At 60.0% G+C, this 19,438-nt stretch carries 18 protein-coding genes; 4 read left to right on the forward strand and 14 right to left on the reverse strand.

Translation table 11 applies throughout. The annotated features are described in order from the left end of the window. Positions 1 to 51 precede the first annotated feature (51 nt). Positions 52 to 819 carry a CHAD domain-containing protein gene (locus tag ACM6I0_RS24955; protein WP_285430529.1) on the reverse strand — a complete coding sequence of 256 codons (768 nt, stop codon included), beginning with the start codon at positions 817 to 819 and terminating at the stop codon, positions 52 to 54. Positions 820 to 865: 46 nt separating this feature from the next. Beyond that, positions 866 to 1,144, reverse strand: coding sequence for a hypothetical protein (locus tag ACM6I0_RS24960; RefSeq protein WP_090186485.1), 279 nt, complete (start codon positions 1,142 to 1,144; stop codon positions 866 to 868). Between the two features lie 221 nt (positions 1,145 to 1,365). Here ACM6I0_RS24960 and ACM6I0_RS24965 point away from each other — a divergent pair, with 221 nt between their 5' ends. Further along, positions 1,366 to 2,406, forward strand: a complete 1,041-nt coding sequence (locus ACM6I0_RS24965) for a patatin-like phospholipase family protein (RefSeq protein WP_259152413.1) — start codon at positions 1,366 to 1,368, stop codon at positions 2,404 to 2,406. Positions 2,407 to 2,520: 114 nt separating this feature from the next. On the opposite strand, the gene ACM6I0_RS24970 is transcribed toward ACM6I0_RS24965, so the two are convergent. From ACM6I0_RS24970 to kdpF, 6 genes are all read right to left on the reverse strand, one after another. Continuing rightward, positions 2,521 to 3,210 (reverse strand): response regulator, encoded by a 690-nt coding sequence (locus ACM6I0_RS24970; RefSeq protein ID WP_414923620.1) that lies wholly within the window; start codon positions 3,208 to 3,210, stop codon positions 2,521 to 2,523. A 49-nt stretch (positions 3,211 to 3,259) separates the two neighbouring features. Then, positions 3,260 to 5,911: a DUF4118 domain-containing protein gene (locus ACM6I0_RS24975; RefSeq protein ID WP_414923535.1), complete on the reverse strand. Its 2,652-nt coding sequence runs from the start codon at positions 5,909 to 5,911 to the stop codon at positions 3,260 to 3,262. A 159-nt stretch (positions 5,912 to 6,070) separates the two neighbouring features. Further along, on the reverse strand, positions 6,071 to 6,616 hold the full coding sequence (kdpC, locus tag ACM6I0_RS24980) for a potassium-transporting ATPase subunit KdpC (protein ID WP_414923536.1): 546 nt from the start codon (positions 6,614 to 6,616) through the stop codon (positions 6,071 to 6,073). A gap of 159 nt (positions 6,617 to 6,775) precedes the next feature. Continuing rightward, on the reverse strand, positions 6,776 to 8,833 hold the full coding sequence (kdpB, locus tag ACM6I0_RS24985) for a potassium-transporting ATPase subunit KdpB (RefSeq protein WP_414923537.1): 2,058 nt from the start codon (positions 8,831 to 8,833) through the stop codon (positions 6,776 to 6,778). Positions 8,834 to 8,843: 10 nt separating this feature from the next. Next, on the reverse strand, positions 8,844 to 10,538 hold the full coding sequence (gene kdpA / locus ACM6I0_RS24990) for a potassium-transporting ATPase subunit KdpA (protein WP_414923538.1): 1,695 nt from the start codon (positions 10,536 to 10,538) through the stop codon (positions 8,844 to 8,846). Positions 10,539 to 10,546: 8 nt separating this feature from the next. Next, a complete protein-coding gene (gene kdpF / locus ACM6I0_RS24995) occupies positions 10,547 to 10,636 on the reverse strand; it encodes a K(+)-transporting ATPase subunit F (protein WP_007899818.1) in 90 nt (29 codons plus the stop codon). Between the two features lie 396 nt (positions 10,637 to 11,032). Here kdpF and eat point away from each other — a divergent pair, with 396 nt between their 5' ends. Next, positions 11,033 to 12,397 (forward strand): ethanolamine permease, encoded by a 1,365-nt coding sequence (gene eat / locus ACM6I0_RS25000; RefSeq protein WP_414923539.1) that lies wholly within the window; start codon positions 11,033 to 11,035, stop codon positions 12,395 to 12,397. Between the two features lie 124 nt (positions 12,398 to 12,521). Continuing rightward, the gene (locus ACM6I0_RS25005; RefSeq protein ID WP_090186501.1) at positions 12,522 to 12,689 is read left to right on the forward strand and encodes a DUF2897 family protein; all 168 of its coding nucleotides are present in this window, start codon (positions 12,522 to 12,524) and stop codon (positions 12,687 to 12,689) included. 44 nt (positions 12,690 to 12,733) lie between these two features. Here the strand turns inward: ACM6I0_RS25005 and ACM6I0_RS25010 are convergent, their stop codons facing one another. Then, positions 12,734 to 13,585, reverse strand: a complete 852-nt coding sequence (locus ACM6I0_RS25010) for an urea carboxylase-associated family protein (protein ID WP_285430523.1) — start codon at positions 13,583 to 13,585, stop codon at positions 12,734 to 12,736. 15 nt (positions 13,586 to 13,600) lie between these two features. Then, positions 13,601 to 14,251, reverse strand: coding sequence for a GntR family transcriptional regulator (locus ACM6I0_RS25015; protein WP_414923540.1), 651 nt, complete (start codon positions 14,249 to 14,251; stop codon positions 13,601 to 13,603). Positions 14,252 to 14,427: 176 nt separating this feature from the next. Between ACM6I0_RS25015 and ACM6I0_RS25020 the strand changes: the two genes are divergently transcribed. Then, the gene (locus tag ACM6I0_RS25020) at positions 14,428 to 14,985 is read left to right on the forward strand and encodes a TetR/AcrR family transcriptional regulator (protein ID WP_414923541.1); all 558 of its coding nucleotides are present in this window, start codon (positions 14,428 to 14,430) and stop codon (positions 14,983 to 14,985) included. On the opposite strand, the gene fabF is transcribed toward ACM6I0_RS25020, so the two are convergent. From fabF to ACM6I0_RS25040, 4 genes are all read right to left on the reverse strand, one after another. Then, entirely contained in the window at positions 14,982 to 16,256 is a 1,275-nt protein-coding gene (fabF, locus tag ACM6I0_RS25025) for a beta-ketoacyl-ACP synthase II (protein WP_414923542.1), read from the reverse strand. The two genes, ACM6I0_RS25020 and fabF, sit on opposite strands and share 4 nt — an antisense overlap. Positions 16,257 to 16,288: 32 nt before the next feature. After that, positions 16,289 to 17,083: an SDR family NAD(P)-dependent oxidoreductase gene (locus tag ACM6I0_RS25030; RefSeq protein WP_414923543.1), complete on the reverse strand. Its 795-nt coding sequence runs from the start codon at positions 17,081 to 17,083 to the stop codon at positions 16,289 to 16,291. Between the two features lie 197 nt (positions 17,084 to 17,280). Beyond that, a complete protein-coding gene (locus ACM6I0_RS25035; RefSeq protein ID WP_414923544.1) occupies positions 17,281 to 17,616 on the reverse strand; it encodes a ComEA family DNA-binding protein in 336 nt (111 codons plus the stop codon). A gap of 305 nt (positions 17,617 to 17,921) precedes the next feature. Continuing rightward, positions 17,922 to 19,004, reverse strand: coding sequence for an acyltransferase family protein (locus ACM6I0_RS25040; RefSeq protein ID WP_414923545.1), 1,083 nt, complete (start codon positions 19,002 to 19,004; stop codon positions 17,922 to 17,924). Positions 19,005 to 19,438 lie beyond the last annotated feature (434 nt).

Here is a 19,438-nt window from a genome sequence, read left to right on the forward strand (position 1 = left end):
GCCCTCCTGTGGGAGCAAGCCTGCTTGCTCCCACAGGGTAATGAGGTGGTTTCAGGATTTGAAGCAAGTAGCGCTGAGTTTGTCGAGGACGCGGTCGGCACGCTCTTCGGCGTTGGTCATGGTGGTTTTCCAGGCCGCGACGCAGGGCCGCAAATCGGCTTCCTGTTCGGCCCTGGCCAGCCATTGGAAGCAATCATGCCAATCTCCCAATGCCCCCTGCGCCGACTTCAGACGCGGCAACGCCGCCTTCGGCAGGCGATCAAGCTCGGGATAAGCTTCGATGCCATAGCGCACGCGTTTGATCAGAAGTCGCAGGCGATGGCGGTCGTGCGCGGGATCGTGCAGTGCGACGTCGAGCTTTTTCCACTGCTTGGCCAGGCGCTTTTCGATGCGTTTGCGCAAACTCTTGAGTAAGCCCTGGCGCTGTGAAGCCCGCAAAAAACGCGGAAACGCGTCAAGGATCATCAACAAATGCGCCAACTCGGGACTGCCCGCCACCGCCGGGTAGGCCTCCGCCATCTGCACCATGCGCCGTTGCGCGGCCTCGGGTTGATCGTGCTGGAGCAGGTACGCCGCCAGCACTTCGCGATCACGCAACGGCGTGGTCAGCTCGCCCACGCGGGACGCTGCCGCTTCCACCTGCTCGACGCCAGGAAGACCGCCCAACGGCCGCAACAGGCTGCGTAGACGGCGAACCGTGGTGCGCAGGTCGTGCAATGCTTCGGGGTCGGTACGGGCACTCAAGCGCGCCTGACAGGCCAGCAAGCGAACCTCCAGCCCCAGAACCTGTGCAACCAATCGGTCAACCATCGCGGACATCGCTAGCTCCTTGAAATCGAATGGACGCTGACGCCTACATCATGCCTCAACGACCGGCGCGCGACTCGCGAATGTAGAAACGAGCCTTCTCGGCTTTGCTGGCGCAGCCTTCATAGGCTTCAAACTGCTGCTGGGTCTTGGCACCGGTCAGCAGCGACAAGGCTTTGGAGTAACTGACAGTCCCTGCAAAACCTTCAGCCTTGGCCAGGTCCAGCTCATGCCAGGCGGCATCGATCTGACTACCGCAGGTATCGCGGTACGCCGTTTTGCCCGCGCAACCGGCCAGCGCCAGAGCGATCAAGGGCACACATATCCAGGCTTTCATCAATAACACCTCATGTCAGGGGAACAGTCGTGCAGGTAAGACGGTCCGGCGCGTGAAAAGTGCCTTTGATCGCCTCGGGAAACTATAGCGCTCGTGAGAATACCCATGTGCCGCCCAGCAGTGTCGAAAAAACGACACCCTCGGCCGATCGAGCGACCTTGGCGATTGAAGCGCGCCCCTTGATGGGTGCATTGTTGAACCTTGTCAGACGAGGGCGATTCATGAAAAAGCGTGTCGCGCTGGTACTGGGCTCGGGTGGAGCACGGGGTTATGCCCATATCGGGGTCATCGAAGAGATCGAACGGCGGGGTTATGACATCGCCTGCATCGCCGGTTGTTCGATGGGCGCGGTGGTCGGAGGAATCTACGCCGCCGGCAAACTCGACGATTATCGCAACTGGATCGAGAGCCTGGACTACCTAGACGTCCTGCGCCTGGTGGACGTCAGTTTTCGTCTAGGGGCGATTCGCGGGGAAAAGGTCTTCGGGCAGATCCGCAAGATCGTCGGTGAAATCAACATCGAGGACCTGCGCATCCCCTACACGGCGGTGGCCACCGATCTGACCAACCAGCAGGAAATCTGGTTCCAGGAAGGCTGCCTGCACCAGGCCATGCGCGCCTCGGCGGCGATTCCCAGCCTGTTTACGCCAGTGATGCAAGGTAACCGGATGCTGGTTGACGGTGGCATCCTCAACCCTTTGCCGATCGTGCCCGTGGTGTCGAGCCATTGCGACCTGATCATCGCCGTCAACCTCAACTCCACCAACCAGCGCCACTATCAACTGCCGGTGATCCAGCGCCCCGCCGCGTTCAAGACCCGCTTCGACAGCTTGATCAATTCCCTGGGGTCAAAATTACCGTTCCGGCGTAAACAGGCAGAACAATTGCTGCTACTGGAAAAGGAAGCGTTGATGGCAGAAGCGGCCGAGATCAACCCCTGGATCGAATCCGCCGAACCCGAAGCCCAACAACCGGCCGCCGCCCCGGAACGCGACGGCGCGCCGAAGTCTGCCACAGGCTCGTTCATCATCGACAACGTCGGACCGGCGTCCTTGCTGGACCTGATCAACCAGAGTTTCGAGGTAATGCAGACGTCGTTGGCCCAGTACAAGATTGCCGGGTATCCACCGGACATCCTGATCAACGTGCCGAAGCGAGTGTGCCGGTTTTTCGAGTTTTACAAGGCGCCGGAGCTGATCGCGCTGGGGCGCGAAATTGCGCGGGACACGCTGGACCGGTATGAGAACGAGCGCGATTCCTGAGGTTTGATGATCGTTCCCATGCTCTGCGTGGGAATGCCTCAATGGGACGCTCTGCGTCCGCTTCTGGGACGCGGAGCGTCCCGGGCTGCATTCCCACGCAGAGCGTGGGAACGATCATGTATCAAGCAACCGGTACCCAACCCCGGCTTCGGTCACAATAAACCGCGGCTGGGTCGGATCATCCGCCAGTTTCTGCCGCAAATGACCCACCACAATCCGCAAATAATGGCTGTCGTCGGTATGGGTCGGCCCCCAGATATCCTTCAGCAATTGCTGCTGCGTAATCACCCGTCCAGGATGCCGCGCCAGTTGCGCCAGCACCGCGTATTCCTTGCGGGTCAACGCGACCTCGCTGCCGTCGAGCAGCACCCGGCGATACGCCAGGTCCACCGTCAACGGGCCAAACGTCAGCGCCGCCTGCTGAGCCTCGCCGACTGGGGCCTGACGCAACAAGGCGCGCACCCGGGCGAGAAACTCCTGGATGCCAAACGGTTTGGTCACGTAATCGTTGGCACCGCCATCCAGTGCCTGGACTTTCTGCCCTTCGCTGGCGCGCACAGAGAGGACCAGCACCGGCACCGTCGACCATTCGCGAAACTCACGCAGTACTTGCTGGCCGTCCATGTCCGGCAGGCCGAGGTCGAGCACCAACAAGTCGGGTTTGTTCAACGCCGCCTGCGCCAGGCCTTCGCTGCCGGTGCCGGCCTCCAGGACCTTGTAGCCCTGGGAAGCGAGGCTGATGCGCAGGAATTTGCGGATCTGCGGTTCGTCGTCGATGACCAAAATGGTCGCGGTCTGGCTCATGGTTTCGCATCGCAGCATAAAGATGTCCAAAGGGTATCAGGCTTCACTTTCAACGCTCAATTTCAGCGTCTGGCTGATCCTGCAACGGTAAGTGCAGCGTGATGCAAGTGCCTCGCCCTTCGATGCCATCGGCAACGCTGATGCGCCCGCCATGCGCTCCGACCATCCCCTGACAAATCGCCAGCCCCAGCCCGGTGCCCTGCCCGCCCCGATCACCGCGGGCGGCGGTGTAAAACATGTCGAAAATCTTGGCCCGCTCCTCTTGCGGAATCCCCGGCCCTTCATCGCTCACCGAAAAAAACAGCTCGTTGTCATCGACCCCGGCGCGTAATTGCACACGCCCATGGGCCGGGGAAAATCGCGCAGCGTTTTCCAGTACGTTGACCAACGCCTGCTCAATGAGTGCGGCGTGCACAAAGAGCAGCGGCAATTCGTGGGGCACTTCGGTGCTGACCTGCAACGGCGCCAACACCGCACGCAGGCGATTGAGTGAACTGCCGACAATGTCGGCCGGCGACACCCAGTCCCGCGCCAGCTTCAGGGCGCCGTGGCCGAGGCGAGTCATGTCCAGCAGATTTTGAATGTAGCGATCAAGACGTTCAGCCTCATCGCGGGTGCCTTCGAGCAGTTCGCGGCGATCCTCCAGCGGAATCGCTTCGCCGAGGGCCAGCAGGCTGTCGATGCTGCCGCGCATGGAGGTCAGCGGCGTGCGTAAATCGTGGGACACCGACGCCAGCAGTGCACTGCGCAGCTGTTCGGTTTCGCCGTGCAGTCGCGCCGCTTCCAGGTCTTCAGCCAATTGTGCGCGGGCCAGCGCCTGAGCCAGCGGCTGACTCAACGCGGTCAACAAGCGCCGCCGCTGCCCGCTCAGGGTCTGGCCCTCGTTGGCGCACACGCCGAGCAGCGCCAGCGGCCCGTCTTCCACCGACAGCGGCCACCACCACCAACGCCCGAACGGCAGCGTGCCGGTGCCTGCTCCCGCCGGTTGGTCATGTTGCCAGGCCCAATCGGCGGCGGCGCGTTCGGCTTCGGAAAACTCCAGCGGGCCACCGGTTTCGACTTTCCAGCCGCCCTGGCCGTCCCGATTGAGCAGGCATAATTTCAGATCGCTCCAGCCATTCAGGTGCTGGGCAGCAGCGCTGACCACCGCCTGGCGGTCGGTGGCGGCGGTCAGTTTGCGCGACAGGTCGAGCAGTTCGGTGGTCTCTTCCTGGGTGTCGCGCAGCGCCTGCAATTGCCTCCGCTGGCGCGCCGCCAGGTTACCGGTGAGGGCCGCCATCAGCAGGAAGAACAGCAAGGTCAGCACATCTTCTTCGCGCTGGATGCGGAAGGAAAAATTCGGCGGGATGAACAAGAAGTCGTAGGTCAGAAACGACAGCGCCGCACAGGCCAGTGCCGGACCGAGACTGCTGCGCACAGCGACCAGCAACACCGCGGCGAGGAACACCAGCGAGATGTTTGGCAACGGCAAGACACTCGCCACGGCCCAGGCCAATCCACTGGCCAACACCGTCGCCACCACCGCCAGCGCGTAGTCGAACCACACCAGCGACTGCGACGAACGCTGACGCGGCTGATGCGGTTCGTGATCGCTGTCGAGAACGTTGATTTCCAGCCCGCGCGCATCGCGCAGCAAGCGTGACGCCAACCCGCCGCCGAACAAGCGACGACGCAGACGCGGGCGGGACTGGCCAACCAGCACCAGACTGGCGCGGCGTTCGGCGGCGTGCTGGATCAGCGTCTTGGCGACCTCGCCGGCGCGCAGCAACACCACTTCGCCGCCCAGGCGCTCGGCCAACTGCTGGGCACTTTGCAGGCGCAAGCGCGATTGCTCGTCACGCACGCTGCCGTTGTCGACATGCACCAGGCTCCACGGCAGGTGTCGACGCTGGGCCACGCGGCTGGCGTGACGGACCAGGCGCTCGGCCTGGGCATCGCCATCGACGCCCACCAACAAGCGACCGCGCACCGCCGGCGCGTCCTGACCGAGTTGGCGATAACCCTGGGCCAGGTCATCGTCGACCTGGGCGGCGGCGGTTTGCATTGCCAGTTCGCGCAGGGCGGTGAGGTTGGTCTGGGTGAAGAAGGCATCGATGGCCGCCCGCGCCTGCTCCGGCACATAGACTTTACCGTCGCGCAAACGCTCGAGCAGTTCGCGCGGCGGCAGGTCGATCAGCAGCAGTTCGTAGGCTTCCTGCAGCACCCAGTCCGGCAGGGTTTCACGAACCTGCACGCCGGTGATGCCGCGCACTTGATCGTTGAGGCTTTCCAGGTGCTGGACGTTGACCGTGGTGAACACGTCGATGCCGGCGGCAAGCAGTTCCTGAATGTCTTGCCAGCGTTTGGTGTGACGGCTGCCGGGAGCATTGGTGTGGGCCAGTTCGTCCACCAGCACCAGTTTCGGCTTGGCCGCGAGCAGTCCGTCGAGGTCCATTTCTTCGAGCATCACGCCACGGTATTCCGAGCGTACCAAGGGCTGTTGCGGCAAACCGCCAAGCAGCGCCTCAGTCTCGGCGCGACCGTGGGTCTCGACCACACCGGCGATGACTTTTACGCCCTGGCGCATCTGCGCATGGGCCGCTTGCAGCATGGCGTAGGTCTTGCCAACGCCGGGCGCGGCGCCAAGGAAAACCTTGAGCCGGCCACGACCATCGCGGGGCAGATCTGCTAACAACGCATCGGCGCGGCCGGAGTCACTCATGCTTGAAGCTCTCTCTCATTCTGATGTTGATGCAGCGACTGTCGGGGCCTCTTCGCGGGCAAGCCCGCTCCCACAGGGAGTCCAGGGTGGTCACACATCTTGTATCCACCATCACCTCCTGTGGGAGCGGACTTGCCCGCGATTGGCGGCACCACAGATTTACAGTTTTTCCAGCGCCATGTTCAACGCCAACACATTCACCACGGGCGGACCAACGAGCGGCTGCTCGATGTGCGCATCCAGCAATTGCTGAAGCGTCGTCACTGGAAGATTACGCGCCGCCGCGACACGCGCCAGTTGATAGGCAATCGCCGCCGGAGGCAAGTGGGGATCGAGGCCGCTGCCGGAGGTGGTCAGCATTGCCAATGGCACCGGACCCTGGCCTGGTACCAGCAGTTTATTGGCATCGTCGATCACCCGAGTGGCCAGGGCCGGGTTGCTCGGCGAAAGGTTGCTCGCGCTGCTCGACACCGTGGCAAAGGCACCGGCCGATGGCCGTGGATGGAACCAGGCGTCACCGACAAAATCCTGGGCGATCAGTGACGAGCCGCGGACTTTGCCGTCGGCGTCGCGCACCAGGCTGCCATTGGCCTGATCCGGGAAGGCGATCTGGGCGACACCGGTGACGACCAATGGGTAGGCGACGCCGGTAATCAGGGTCATCAGGACCAGCAGGCTCAAGGCCGGACGTATCATTGTGGACATTTCAAACTCCTCGAATTCAAAAAAACAAGTGCCGCGTTCATTCTGGTGGACCGTGTCGAGTCCTTCGCGAGCAAGCCCGCTCCCACATTTGAAATGCATTCCCCTGTGGGAGCGGGCTTGCTCGCGAAGGCGGCGCGTCTGACACACCGCCATTCGGGGTCAAACCAGATGCAACGCCGTCAACAGCATGTCGATAGCCTTGATGCCCACGAACGGCACCAGAATCCCGCCCAGGCCATAGATCAGCAGATTGCGTCGCAACAGCGCCGCCGCACTTGCCGCCTGCACCCGCACGCCACGCAGCGCCAGTGGAATCAGGACCACAATGATCAAGGCGTTGAACACAATGGCCGACAGGATCGCGCTCTGCGGACTGGTCAGATGCATGACGTTCAACACGCCCAGTTGCGGGTAGATCGAGGCGAACAGCGCCGGCAGGATCGCGAAGTATTTGGCCACGTCGTTGGCGATGGAAAAGGTCGTCAGCGCACCGCGGGTCACCAGCAATTCCTTGCCGATCTGCACCACGTCCAGCAGCTTGGTCGGATCGCTGTCGAGGTCGACCATGTTCGCCGCCTCGCGTGCCGCCTGGGTCCCGTCGTTCATTGCCATGCCCACGTCCGCCTGGGCCAGGGCCGGTGCGTCGTTGGCGCCGTCGCCGCACATGGCGACCAGGCGACCGTCGTTCTGTTCATGACGAATGCGCGCCAGTTTTTTCTCCGGCGTGGCTTCGGCCAGCACGTCATCGACGCCCGCTTCGGCGGCAATCGCTGCGGCAGTCAGCGGGTTGTCGCCGGTGACCATGACCGTGCGAATCCCCAGTTTGCGCAGCTCGGCGAAACGCTCGCGAATGCCGGGTTTGACCACGTCCTTGAGGTGGATCGCACCGAGCAGTTTGCCCTCGGCGCAGACCAGCAACGGTGTGCCACCGCTCTGCGCAATCTTGTCGATTTCCCGGGACAGAGCCGGTGCCAGATCGGCGCGTTTCAGGCCGACGAAAGCCAGCAGCGAATCCACCGCGCCTTTGCGGTAAACGCGGCCTTGATAGTCGACGCCGGACAAGCGGGTTTCAGCGCTGAACGGCACAGCGGTCAACACCTCGGCGGACGGCTCAGGTTGCGGGTGAATCCCGCGCAGGTATTCGACGATGGACTTGCCTTCAGCGGTGTCGTCGGCCAGCGAAGCGAACAACGCACCTTCGGCCAGCTCCTTCGCCGTCACGCCGGGCGCGGCATAAACAGCGGTGCAGCGACGGTTACCGAAGGTGATGGTGCCGGTCTTGTCCAGCAGCAGGACGTGCACGTCCCCCGCCGCTTCCACGGCGCGACCGGACTTGGCGATCACGTTCAGGCGCACCAGACGGTCCATCCCGGCAATACCGATGGCGGACAACAAGCCGCCAATGGTGGTCGGAATCAGCGTGACCAATAACGCTACCAGGAACACCAGCGGCAGGCTGCCGTTGGCGAAGTGGGCGAACGGTTGCAGGGTCACGACCACCAGCAGGAAGATTAGCGTGAGGCCGATCAGCAGGATGTCGAGCGCCACTTCGTTAGGGGTTTTCTGCCGTTTGGCGCCTTCGACCAGGGCGATCATGCGGTCCAGTGTCGACTCGCCCGGGTTGGCGGTGATGCGCACCAGCAGCCAGTCAGAGACCAGACGGGTGTTGCCGGTGACGGCCGAACGGTCGCCCCCGGATTCGCGAATCACCGGTGCGGATTCGCCTGTGATCGCCGCTTCGTTGACGGCGGCAATACCTTCAATGACTTCGCCGTCACCCGGAATCATTTCCCCGGCTTCGACGCGCACCACATCGCCTTTGCGCAGGCTGGTGGCGGGCACCACCTGGAACACGCCGTTGCTGGTTTTGCGGCGGGCGCTCAGGCCTTCACTGCCAGCCTTGAGGCTGTCGGCGCGGGCCTTGCCGCGACCTTCGGCCAACGCTTCGGCGAAGTTGGCGAACAGCACGGTGAACCACAGCCACAACGCGATTTGCGCAGCGACGAAGGTCGGCACGGCGCTGTCGGGAATGAAGCACAGCACGGTGGTCAGGATCGCGGTCAGTTCGACCACCAGCATCACCGGCGCACGCTGCAACTGCCGAGGGTCGAGCTTGACGAAGGCTTGCACCAGCGCAGGACGCCACAGGGCCGAGATCGCGGTTTTGGGTTGTTCCGGCGTCTTGACGGTGGCGGTTTTGGTTACGGGCATATTCATCATCTAGTCCTCAGAATCCCATGCTCAGATGTTCAGCAATCGGACCCAACGCCAATGTGGGCAGGAAGGTCAAACCACCCACCAGCAAAATGGTCACGGTCAACAAAGTCACGAACAGCGGGCCATGGGTCGGGAAGCTGTTCTGGCCGATTGGCGCGGTCTTCTTCATCGCCAGGCTGCCGGCCAACGCCAGTACCGGGAGGATGTAACCGAAGCGACCGATCAACATGCCAAGACCCAGCATCAGGTTGTGGAACGCGGTGTTGGCACCAAAGCCGCCGAACGCCGAGCCGTTGTTGGCGCTGGCCGAGGTGTAGGCGTAGAGCAACTGACTGAAACCGTGTGCGCCGGGGTTACTCACCGCCGCGACCGGACCGGGCAGGCTCGCGGCAATCGCGCCCAGCACCAGCACGCCGACTGGCATTACCAGCAAGGTCACCACCAGCAGTTGCACTTCCCTGGCCTGGAGTTTCTTGCCGAGGTATTCCGGGGTGCGGCCGATCATCAGGCCGGCGAGAAACACGGCGATCAGCACGTTGAGCAACATGCCGTAGAGCCCGGCACCGACGCCGCCGAAGATCACTTCGCCGACCATCATGTTGACCATCGCGACCATGCCGGTCAGCGGGTTGAGGCTGTCGTGCATGGCGTTGACCGAGCCGTTCGACGCCGCCGTGGTCGTCACCGACCACAGCACGGTGGCGGTGGTGCCGAAGCGCGCTTCCTTGCCTTCCAGCGGCGCGGTCTGTTCGACGGCGACGTTGTTCAGGGTCGGGTTCGGCTGATATTCAGCCCACAGCGACGTGGCACCGCCGATCAGGAACAGCGCCAGCATGCAGGCGATGATCGCGCGGCTCTGACGCAGGTCTTTCACGTAATGACCGAAGGTGAACACCAGGGCCACCGGGATCAGGATGATCGAGGCCAGTTCGAACAGGTTGCTCCACGCCGTCGGGTTCTCGAACGGGTGCGCCGAGTTGACGCCGAAGAAGCCACCGCCATTGGTGCCCAATTGCTTGATCGCAATCTGGCTGGCGGCCGGGCCGAGCGGGATGACTTGGTCGACACCTTGCATCGTCACGGCATTCACATACTGCGCGAAGGTCTGCGGTACGCCCTGCCAGACCAGGTACAACGCCAGCAGCAGGCACAGCGGCAGCAAGCCATAAAGGGTGGCGCGGGTCATGTCGACCCAGAAGTTACCCAGGGTCTTGGTCGACTTGCGACCGATCCCGCGACACAGCGCGACCAATACCGCCAGGCCAGTGGCGGCGCTGACGAAGTTCTGCACGGTGAGGCCGACCATCTGGCTCAGGTAGCTCAGCGACGCTTCACCGCTGTAGGCCTGCCAGTTGGTGTTAGTCATGAAGCTGACGGCGGTGTTGAACGCCAGTGTCCACTCCTGCCCCGGCAAGTTCTGCGGATTCAGTGGCAAGTGGTCCTGGAACAGCAGGATCACGAACAACAGCAAGAAGCCTGCGAGGTTGAAGGCGAGCAAGGCCAAGGTGTACTTCTGCCAGCTCTGTTCGGCCTGCGGATCGACGCCGGCCACCCGATAACAACCGCGCTCGACAGGTCCCAGGATGGGCGACAGCCAAGTGCGCTGACCTTCCATGACCTTGTAGTAGAACCGCCCCAGAAACGGTGCCGGGATCAGCACCAGGGCGAAGAAGGCGAGGATCAGCCAATAGTCATAACTGTGCATAGCCGCTCCTAGTTCCGGTCCGCGCGCAACAGCGCAACCAACAGATAAATGAACAGCCCCACTGCCAATAGCAGTGACACCCCGTCCAGAACGCTCATGGAAGTTCTCCGTGTTACGGCGTATTGCCGCGTGTGGAGTCATTGTCGGCAGGGAGGCTGTAAAGGAACGAGACCAAGGGGGTTGGCTGGGCATAAAGAAAGCGTAAAGAGTGGGTTTATGCCTTCATTACAGCGTTGTTTGGGCGGGCCTCATCGCGAGCAAGCTCGCTCCCACAGGTGAACGGTGTACGCACATCACTGTGGGAGCGAGCTTGCTCGCGATGGCGGCACAACTGACAACCCTGCCCTCAACTGGCGCACAAAAATGTGCACATCCAGCGTCGAAAATCCCCGATACGACACCTTTTTGCGCTTTACGACTGCTATCTGAATACTGGCACGCCCGCTGCAAACGCTCCCTCCCGACGCTTTCCAAACCGTTCAGGGAGCAAACGCATGAACACACAACTCAAACCCACACTCGGCACATTGCACTTGTGGGGCATCGCCGTCGGGCTGGTGATTTCCGGTGAATACTTCGGTTGGAGTTACGGCTGGGGCGTGGCCGGGACACTGGGTTTTCTGGTGACCTCGTTTATGGTCGCGACGATGTACACCTGCTTCATCTTCAGTTTCACCGAATTGACCACCGCGATTCCTCACGCGGGCGGTCCCTTTGCCTACAGCCGCCGAGCCTTTGGCGAAAAAGGCGGATTGATAGCCGGGCTGGCGACCCTGATCGAATTCGTCTTCGCGCCGCCGGCGATTGCCTTGGCCATCGGTGCTTACCTTAATGTGCAATTCCCGGCCCTCGACCCAAAACACGCAGCGGTCGGCGCTTACATCGTGTTCATGGGATTGAACATTCTGGGGGTGAAACTGGCGGCAACCTTCGAATTGGTGGTCTGCGTACTGGCCGTCGCCGAGTTACTGGTGTTCATGGGAGTGGTCGCTCCGGCGTTCAGCTTCAGCAACTTCGCACTCAATGGCTGGGCCGGTTCCGACATGTTCGGGGCGCCGGCAATTGCCGGGATGTTCGCGGCGATTCCGTTTGCCATCTGGTTCTTCCTGGCAATCGAAGGCGCAGCGATGGCCGCCGAAGAAGCCAAGGACCCCAAGCACACGATTCCAAAGGCCTACATCAGCGGTATTCTGACCTTGGTGTTACTGGCGATGGGCGTGATGTTCTTTGCTGGTGGCGTCGGTGACTGGCGCACCCTGTCAAACATCAACGACCCGCTGCCACAAGCCATGAAAACCGTGGTCGGCGACAGTTCGGGCTGGTTGCACATGCTGGTCTGGATCGGCCTGTTCGGCCTGGTGGCGAGTTTCCACGGGATCATCCTGGGCTACTCGCGGCAGTTCTTCGCCCTCGCCCGAGCCGGTTACCTGCCGACGTCCCTGGCCAAACTTTCGCGCTTCCAGACGCCGCACCGGGCGATCATCGCCGGCGGTGTGATTGGTATTGCGGCGATCTACAGCGACGGCTTGATCAACCTCGGCGGCATGACCCTGACGGCGGCGATGATCACCATGGCCGTGTTCGGCGCCATCGTGATGTACATCATGAGCATGCTCAGCCTGTTCAAGTTGCGTAAAACCGAACCGAACCTGGAACGCACTTTCCGCGCGCCGTGCTATCCGTTGGTGCCGATGATTGCGCTGGTCCTGGCCGTGGTGTGCCTGGTGGCGATGGCGTGGTTCAACGCATTGATCGGGGTGATTTTCCTCGGTTTCATGGCGGCGGGTTTCGTGTACTTCATGCTCACCGCGCAACTGCGCGCCGATGCGCCAGCGGACGCCATGCTGACCGGGCTATAAACAGCTCACAGGCTGCACTCATATCAGGCATAGAATGGAACCACTGCGATTGCCCATCGCTCAAAGTGGTATGCACGATCGGTTGGCGAAATCCGCCCACTGTCCTGCCCTCAAGGAGAGCCCTATGCCCTGGTATGCCTGGTTGATTCTGGTCGTTGCAATCGGCTCGATCGTTGGCGGTTTGATGATGTTGCGCGACACCGCCACCAAGGTCGATCTGACCGAAGAGCAACGTAAACGTGTCGCGGAACGAAACGCACAAGCGGACGCCAAGGATGCGCAGGACCGCTGAACAAAAACCCTGTCGCTCTTAATGAACGACAGGGTTTTGCGTGGCTACTTTTCCCAATCTGCCTTGGCGATGTGCAAGCCGTGCATGCCTTTGTAGGCCGCACGCTCAGGCTGGCTCCAGCCCTCGAGCAAAGATTCCTCCAACCGATAAATCTCCACCCCCAGCGGGCGACAGACGCTCAGCGGATCCTGCGCATCGGGCCCCCACATGGCCAGCGACAGGTCACCGCCCGGGCAGGTTGAAAGCGCGCACAGCAAGTCGATCTCGGCAAAGAACTCCAGGTAATCACCCTTCTGCGCCGGACAGGCTTTCATGAAGTACATGTCGTCGTGGTTCAGGCCCGTGCACTGGAAAATGTTCAGCACGTCATGCACGTCAAATTCGGTCAAGCCATGGGGCAACACGGCGCGAGTCAGGTTGGAATGGCAGTGATGATGGAAGTCCTCGCCGGTAAGCATTTTATTCACGTAGGGGTCGCAGCGCGTGCCGAGCAAATCGTGCAAACGACCGCCATGTTCATCGATGCCGTACCCGGCCAGGCTGTCGTCGGTAATCGTCACCAGCGGCCGTAAGAACGGCAGGTTCGACCAGAGCCGGTCATGGGTGCTGACGTGCGCGCCTTGCAACTGCCGGGTCCGCGCCGCCCACAGACGCTCGCGCGGATCGTTGGCATTCCAGACATTGAAGTCGCCCACTTGCGGGCCGACCGGCGTGGTCACCCGAAACACGTGCCCGGCCGGCACGTTCCAGGCACGGCCAGTACGGATCGGCACTTCGAACTGCTCGATCAACGTGCGCCCTTCCTTCGCATCGCGGATCCGTTCGTAGAAGGCGGTGTCCACCTGCAAGGCCGAGCCTTTGCTGACTTGATAGGCCGCCGGATAGTCTTTGTACATGGCACGAATCCTCGATCAGTGATGGGAAGGAGCAAGCATTTGCAACAGGAGGTGTTCGGAATCGTCGAGATAAAGGCTCATGGCCTCTTGCGCCGCGAGCTTTTCACCCTCGGCCAGCAGGTCATGGATCTGCCGATCTCGAGCCAGCCAGGGCGCCTGGAACCGTGACTCATCCGGCGCGGAGCAAAACACCAGGCGCAGTTGCGCAACGATGTTGGTGAAAAACTCATCGAACAACGGACTGCGCAGCAAACCGACAATGTGTTGATGGAAGGCCAGGCTGTGGGTGCCGACGGCGCGCCAGTCCTCACGCTCGCGGGCCAGTTCGGTGGCTTCCAGGGCCTGGAGCATGCGATCGGACTGATAGCTGCGCAGCGGCAGACTGGTATTGATGGCTTGCAGCTCGAGGGTGCGACGCACGTTGAACAAATCCCGCACGTCATCGACGCCCAGCCTGCGAACCATAACGCCCTTGTTACGCACGTAACGGGTCAGGCCTTCCTGCCCCAAGCGATGCAATGCCTCGCGAATCGTGTTGCGAGAGGCGTTGTAAGAGGACACCAGATCGTTCTCCACCAACGCCATGCCAGGCAGTAAACGGCCGCCAATAATATCGGCGCGTAACTCCAATGTGATGTGATCGGCCAGCGACATACCACTGTTCATATTCATCGCCTCAGGATTGTTCAACAATCGTCAGCTAATGAGTAATCACTATTCGTGCCACCACTGGAGACGCCCTTCGACCAAGATCGACGCATCTGCATGCTTTTTAGAAGTAGAAGTACAGTCACCATCCCATTTCCATTGGTTAAGATGGCGCATTGTTGCGGAGATACACGATGCGTTACTCGCAGGACCATAAAGCCCAGACACACCAACGCATAATCAAAGAAGCTTCAGAACGATTTCGCCGTGACGGTATCGGCGCGACCGGCCTGCAACCGCTGATGAAAGCATTGGGATTGACCCACGGCGGCTTTTACTCGCATTTCAAGTCCAAGGACGAGTTGGTGGAAAAAGCCCTGCAGGCCGCAGGTGAACAGTGCGACGTCATCTGCGCCGAGCTGTTCGCTCAGGAACGCCCGCTGGAAACGTTCATCGACACCTACTTGTCACAATGGCACCAGACTTCACCCCATGAGGGTTGCCCGCTGCCGACCATGTCGTCGGAACTGGGATTGCGCGGACAACCGAGCCCGACTTCCGACGCAGTGCTCCATGCAAGGCTTGAACAAGTACAAGGCGCGCTTGAAGGTGAAGATGCCGCTGATCGCAGCATCTTCATCATGTCCGCCCTGGTCGGGGCGCTGCTGTTGTCGCGCAGTGTCGAGAGCCCGGAACTGGCCCAACGGATTCTCGACGTGACCGGCACTTTTCTCAAACAGCCTCTGGCTTAACCCTCCCAGCGCTTGAACAGCACGCTGGCGTTCACACCGCCAAAGCCGAATCCGTTGGACAATGCATACTCGATGGCCATCGGCCGTGCCTGACCGTGGACGATGTCCACGCCTTGCGCTGCCGGGTCCGGGTTTTCGAAGTTGAGCGTCGGCGGAACGATCTGATCGCGGATCGCCAACAGGGTGAAAATCGCCTCGATCCCGCCTGCCGCGCCAAGCAAATGGCCGGTCGCCGACTTGGTCGAGGTCACTGCGATCTTATTGTCCGAACCAAACAACGACTTGATCGCCGCCAACTCTCCAAGATCGCCTACCGGGGTGGAGGTGGCGTGAGCGTTGAGATGCTGCACCTGTGCAGCCGAAATGCCTGCCTGGGCCAACGCCAACGACATTGCCCGACGCGCACCGCTGCCGTCTTCAGGGCCAGCGGTCAGGTGAAAGGCATCCGCAGTGGTGCCGTAACCGACCAGTTCGGCCAAAGGTTGAGCACCGCGAGCCAGCGCATGTTCCAGTGATTCGATCACCAGAAGTCCTGAGCCCTCGCCCATCACAAAGCCATCACGGCCACTGTCGAACGGCCTTGAGGCGCGCTCCGGGGTGTCGTTGTAACCGCTGGACAACGCACGAGCCGCGGCAAACCCGGCAAGACTGACGCGATCGATCGCGGCCTCCGCGCCACCGCACACGGCGATGTCCGCCTCACCACACCGGATCAGCCGCGCCGCGTCACCAATCGCCTGGACCCCGGCCGCACACGCCGTCACCGGAGCACCCAACGGGCCCTTGAATCCATGCTGGATCGACACATGGCCGGCCGCCAGGTTGACCAGAAATGAGGGAATGGTGAACGGCGACAGACGTCGCGGACCACGGCTGTCTGTGGTTCGAACCGCATCGGCAATCGCACCGAAACCACCGACGCCCGAGCCGATGATCGTGGCCGTGCGCTCCTGGGCGTTGGCATCCTGGGCTTGCCAGCCGGCTTGCTCCAACGCCTGGCGCGCAGCTTCCATGGCAAACAGGATGAAGCGGTCCATCTTCTTCTGCTCTTTGGGCGGCGTCGCACGATCCGGGTCGAAACCCGCTTCGGGATCCTCCGCCAACGTCTGCACAGCGCCACCGACCTTGGCCGGCAGATCAGCGACCACCTCCTCAGGCAACTGACGCAACCCGGAGCGCCCCGCCAACAGACGCTCCCACACGGCCTCAACGCTGCTACCCAGCGGAGAAACCAGCCCCATGCCTGTTACCACTACTCGACGATCACTCATACCGCAATTACCTCAAACCGATTGAAGGCGCCTTACTTATAGCGCGCGGCGGCCGTACTTTTGGAAAGATTAGGCGCCATGACAAGACGCGCCGCCACAAAGGCATCCCATTCGGACGCATCCGGCAACGAAGGAATGGTGATCAGCTCACCCTGATCCAGACCGGACAACGCCGCGTCTACCATTTCCCCCGCCTCCATGACCATCTCCGCCGGAATCTGTGTTGCATCGATACCGGAACGCTCCCAGATCTCGGTGCGTGTTACGCCCGGCAACACCGCCTGGACTTTGACCCCGGTGCCTTCCAGCTCCGCGTTCAACGACTGGGTCAGGCTCAACACATAAGCCTTGCTGGCGCTGTAAGTCGCGTTGAATCGCTCGGGGAACAACGCCACCACCGAGGCGATATTGATGATCGAGCCGCGCCCAGCCTTGGCAAAACTGGCGGCGGCTGCCGATGCCAGGCGAGTGACCGTTGTAACGTTAAGCTGGATCAGCCGTTCCAGTTGCTCCATGTCTGCGTTTGCCAACAAACCATCGGCAGCTACGCCCGCGTTGTTGAGCAACAGGCTGATACTCGAATCACTGCGAAGCCGTTGCTCCACCTTCAGCACATCATCCCGTTGTGTGAGATCTGCCTTGAGCACCTCCACCTTAATGCCATGCTCGGCGCGCAACGTGCTCGCCGCAGCTTCCAGCCGCTGCACGTCACGAGCAACCAGCAACAAATCAAAACCACGAGCCGCCAAACGCTCAGCGTAAATTGCACCGATACCGGAGGATGCTCCGGTGACGAGGGCTGTACCTTGAGTCTGGAGAGTGTTCATGAGCGAGCTCCTGAGGATGCGATAGAGAGATGAGCGCCTGGGCGCATCGGCAAATAGGAGAATTATTATAGGCATAATCTTAAGGCAATATGATAGTCGTAATTTTTCTGACTCCGATGAAAGGCACACCACCTCGCTTAACGCCACAATGCAAAAAGGCCGGTCAATGACCGGCCTCTTAGCGTTGATCTTGAAGCTTAGTTCACTTCCAGCTTCTCGCGATTCTTATCCAGGATCGCTTTACCGATGCCTTTCACTTCCAGCAATTCGTCTACGGACGAAAATGGACCATTACTGTCACGATAAGCAACAATCGCCTTGGCCTTGGCTTCTCCGATACCGGACAGCTCCCGCTGCAGGGTGGGTGCATCAGCGCCATTAAGATCGACTTTTCCAGTCTGCGCTTTAGGGGAAACTTCCTGCACCAAAGGTGCATTGCCTGTCTCAGGCTTCACCGCAGGCGCGGCTATTGCAGCAATAGAGGCGCTGGTGAGCAGGGCAAAAACCAGGGTGTAGAAATAGCCAGTACGCATAAATGAAGCTCCATGACATCGATTGAGAAAGCAGCTTTTCCGAAGCTGCCTCCCAAACTTAGGCGATGTCTGGAGCCTGTCAAAAATGTGTCAGTTACAGGATGTGAAACGATCAGGGCTCGAGGCGGCGCTGCTGGTTGATCCAGTCGAGGGGCCGCATGGCAGGCTCGACCGAATGACTATCAACCGGCAATCCAGGACAACTCCCGGCCGAACGTCTTCATGCTATTCCAGCTTTCGACTTTGGCGTCGGCCGCAAAATGAGGTGCTGGCTCCGAAAAGAATCGGGAGCACATCATCGGGGATTAGTTAAGTGCTTTTATACCCACTACAGGATTAAACGCCGAATCGGTATCAGCGCCATTCGATACAGACCTGACTTTATTTTTTGGCTTGAATTTCAGAACCCTTTTCTCTATCAAATGCCAAGAGGCGTATCCTAAAACCAGCGTAATGACCACTGTAACAACAAGGTAGGTTGAATAGGCAATGTCAGGGAATTTTAGCAAAACAAACTGCTGAACCGGAAAAGCATAGATATAAACTCCGTAAGAGCAGTCACCCACTTTATTAACCAAACTCCCCAACCAACTTCTGGAAAGTCCATATGCCAAGACGACATACGGCAACGTAAGCCATAACAGGGCTTTCGAAAACGATAAATACGGTGCCAGAAGAAGGGTAATCATCACCATGACAGCTACGCCGGAGAGACTGAACCACCGTTCGAGCCCCCACTTCGCATAACATGCCCCAATCATGAAATAGATGCCTATCAACGGAATGTTTCTTACATCAGTACCGTGAACCACCAGCAAAGGCGCATCTCGCCAGCACCAAAAAACCACAATCAACGCAAACAATGCTGCAGTAATTATGTATACAAGACGACCGCCATTGAATAGAAGCCCAAGCACCACCACGACCAAATACATGAAAAATTCAATAGGCAAACTCCATAGAGGACCATTGATCACATTGGCAATTCTGGAATGTTCCAGCACGCCCGGCAAATAAAATACCGGACTTAAAATTATATTTTTCAAGTACATAATAAATGCCAGATCCGAAAAATACTGCTTGACTGTCAACGTCGAAAAAATGGGACCAAGCAGAAACGAAGTTAGCACCACAACCACAATCAGGGCTGGAAATATTCGCAGTGATCGTTTAACTAAAAAGCTAATTACCGAAGGATCAAAACTCCAGCTTTTTGAAATCAGATAGCCACTAATGATAAAAAATATTGCGATCCCGAGCCCACCATAGGAATCAATACCAATAAAAATTTCCGGGGTATTACCGTAAATATCGAATGAATGAGCATATAGAACCATCAGCGCGGCAACCAACCGTAACAAGTTCAAGTTATTATCCTTGTGCAGCATGTATTTCCGCCCTGATTTCAATTACAGATGATAAGAAATTTCTATTCTTGCAGCGGCTCATTGGCCGCGCAGGGCAATAGCCCGGCGCTTCGCCAGGCCTGGGAAAATGTCTTCGCTGGAGGACTGGATCACACGTATTCCCGTGCCATCCTTGATGACGCGGCGAGGATGATACAACGCCACTTGGTCCTCTTGCAGCTCAATCAGCCTATTCACCGTCCAACTGCGAACTGGAGCGCGCTGCTTTTGAAGGCGCTTGTGCTGCTACTCTGCCAAGACGTTGTTGCGATAGAGCGTGTCGGGAATGTCAGGAGCGCAGGAGTTCCCGAGCCTTGGACCGCTCGTCGCATGCGGCAGTTGCTCCAGTAGGTGGCGCAGCGACTGAAGATCATCAGGCTCAAAAGTGGGCAGACTTCCGCCAGGCTCGCCATGAC

It is taken from the genome of Pseudomonas sp. IT-P294, from assembly GCF_949767865.1.
GTDB lineage: Bacteria > Pseudomonadota > Gammaproteobacteria > Pseudomonadales > Pseudomonadaceae > Aquipseudomonas.

Coding starts and splice junctions, on each gene's coding strand:
- kdpB (WP_414923537.1), bottom strand. CDS start 8,833: ATGAATATGCCCGTAACCAAAACCGCCACCGTCAAGACGCCGGAACAA.
- ACM6I0_RS24960 (WP_090186485.1), bottom strand. CDS start 1,144: ATGAAAGCCTGGATATGTGTGCCCTTGATCGCTCTGGCGCTGGCCGGT.
- ACM6I0_RS24970 (WP_414923620.1), bottom strand. CDS start 3,210: ATGAGCCAGACCGCGACCATTTTGGTCATCGACGACGAACCGCAGATC.
- ACM6I0_RS24965 (WP_259152413.1), top strand. CDS start 1,366: ATGAAAAAGCGTGTCGCGCTGGTACTGGGCTCGGGTGGAGCACGGGGT.
- ACM6I0_RS25030 (WP_414923543.1), bottom strand. CDS start 17,083: ATGAACACTCTCCAGACTCAAGGTACAGCCCTCGTCACCGGAGCATCC.
- ACM6I0_RS24975 (WP_414923535.1), bottom strand. CDS start 5,911: ATGAGTGACTCCGGCCGCGCCGATGCGTTGTTAGCAGATCTGCCCCGC.
- ACM6I0_RS25005 (WP_090186501.1), top strand. CDS start 12,522: ATGCCCTGGTATGCCTGGTTGATTCTGGTCGTTGCAATCGGCTCGATC.
- ACM6I0_RS25040 (WP_414923545.1), bottom strand. CDS start 19,004: ATGCTGCACAAGGATAATAACTTGAACTTGTTACGGTTGGTTGCCGCG.
- eat (WP_414923539.1), top strand. CDS start 11,033: ATGAACACACAACTCAAACCCACACTCGGCACATTGCACTTGTGGGGC.
- kdpF (WP_007899818.1), bottom strand. CDS start 10,636: ATGAGCGTTCTGGACGGGGTGTCACTGCTATTGGCAGTGGGGCTGTTC.
- ACM6I0_RS24955 (WP_285430529.1), bottom strand. CDS start 819: ATGTCCGCGATGGTTGACCGATTGGTTGCACAGGTTCTGGGGCTGGAG.
- kdpA (WP_414923538.1), bottom strand. CDS start 10,538: ATGCACAGTTATGACTATTGGCTGATCCTCGCCTTCTTCGCCCTGGTG.
- ACM6I0_RS25010 (WP_285430523.1), bottom strand. CDS start 13,585: ATGTACAAAGACTATCCGGCGGCCTATCAAGTCAGCAAAGGCTCGGCC.
- kdpC (WP_414923536.1), bottom strand. CDS start 6,616: ATGTCCACAATGATACGTCCGGCCTTGAGCCTGCTGGTCCTGATGACC.
- ACM6I0_RS25035 (WP_414923544.1), bottom strand. CDS start 17,616: ATGCGTACTGGCTATTTCTACACCCTGGTTTTTGCCCTGCTCACCAGC.
- ACM6I0_RS25015 (WP_414923540.1), bottom strand. CDS start 14,251: ATGAACAGTGGTATGTCGCTGGCCGATCACATCACATTGGAGTTACGC.
- ACM6I0_RS25020 (WP_414923541.1), top strand. CDS start 14,428: ATGCGTTACTCGCAGGACCATAAAGCCCAGACACACCAACGCATAATC.
- fabF (WP_414923542.1), bottom strand. CDS start 16,256: ATGAGTGATCGTCGAGTAGTGGTAACAGGCATGGGGCTGGTTTCTCCG.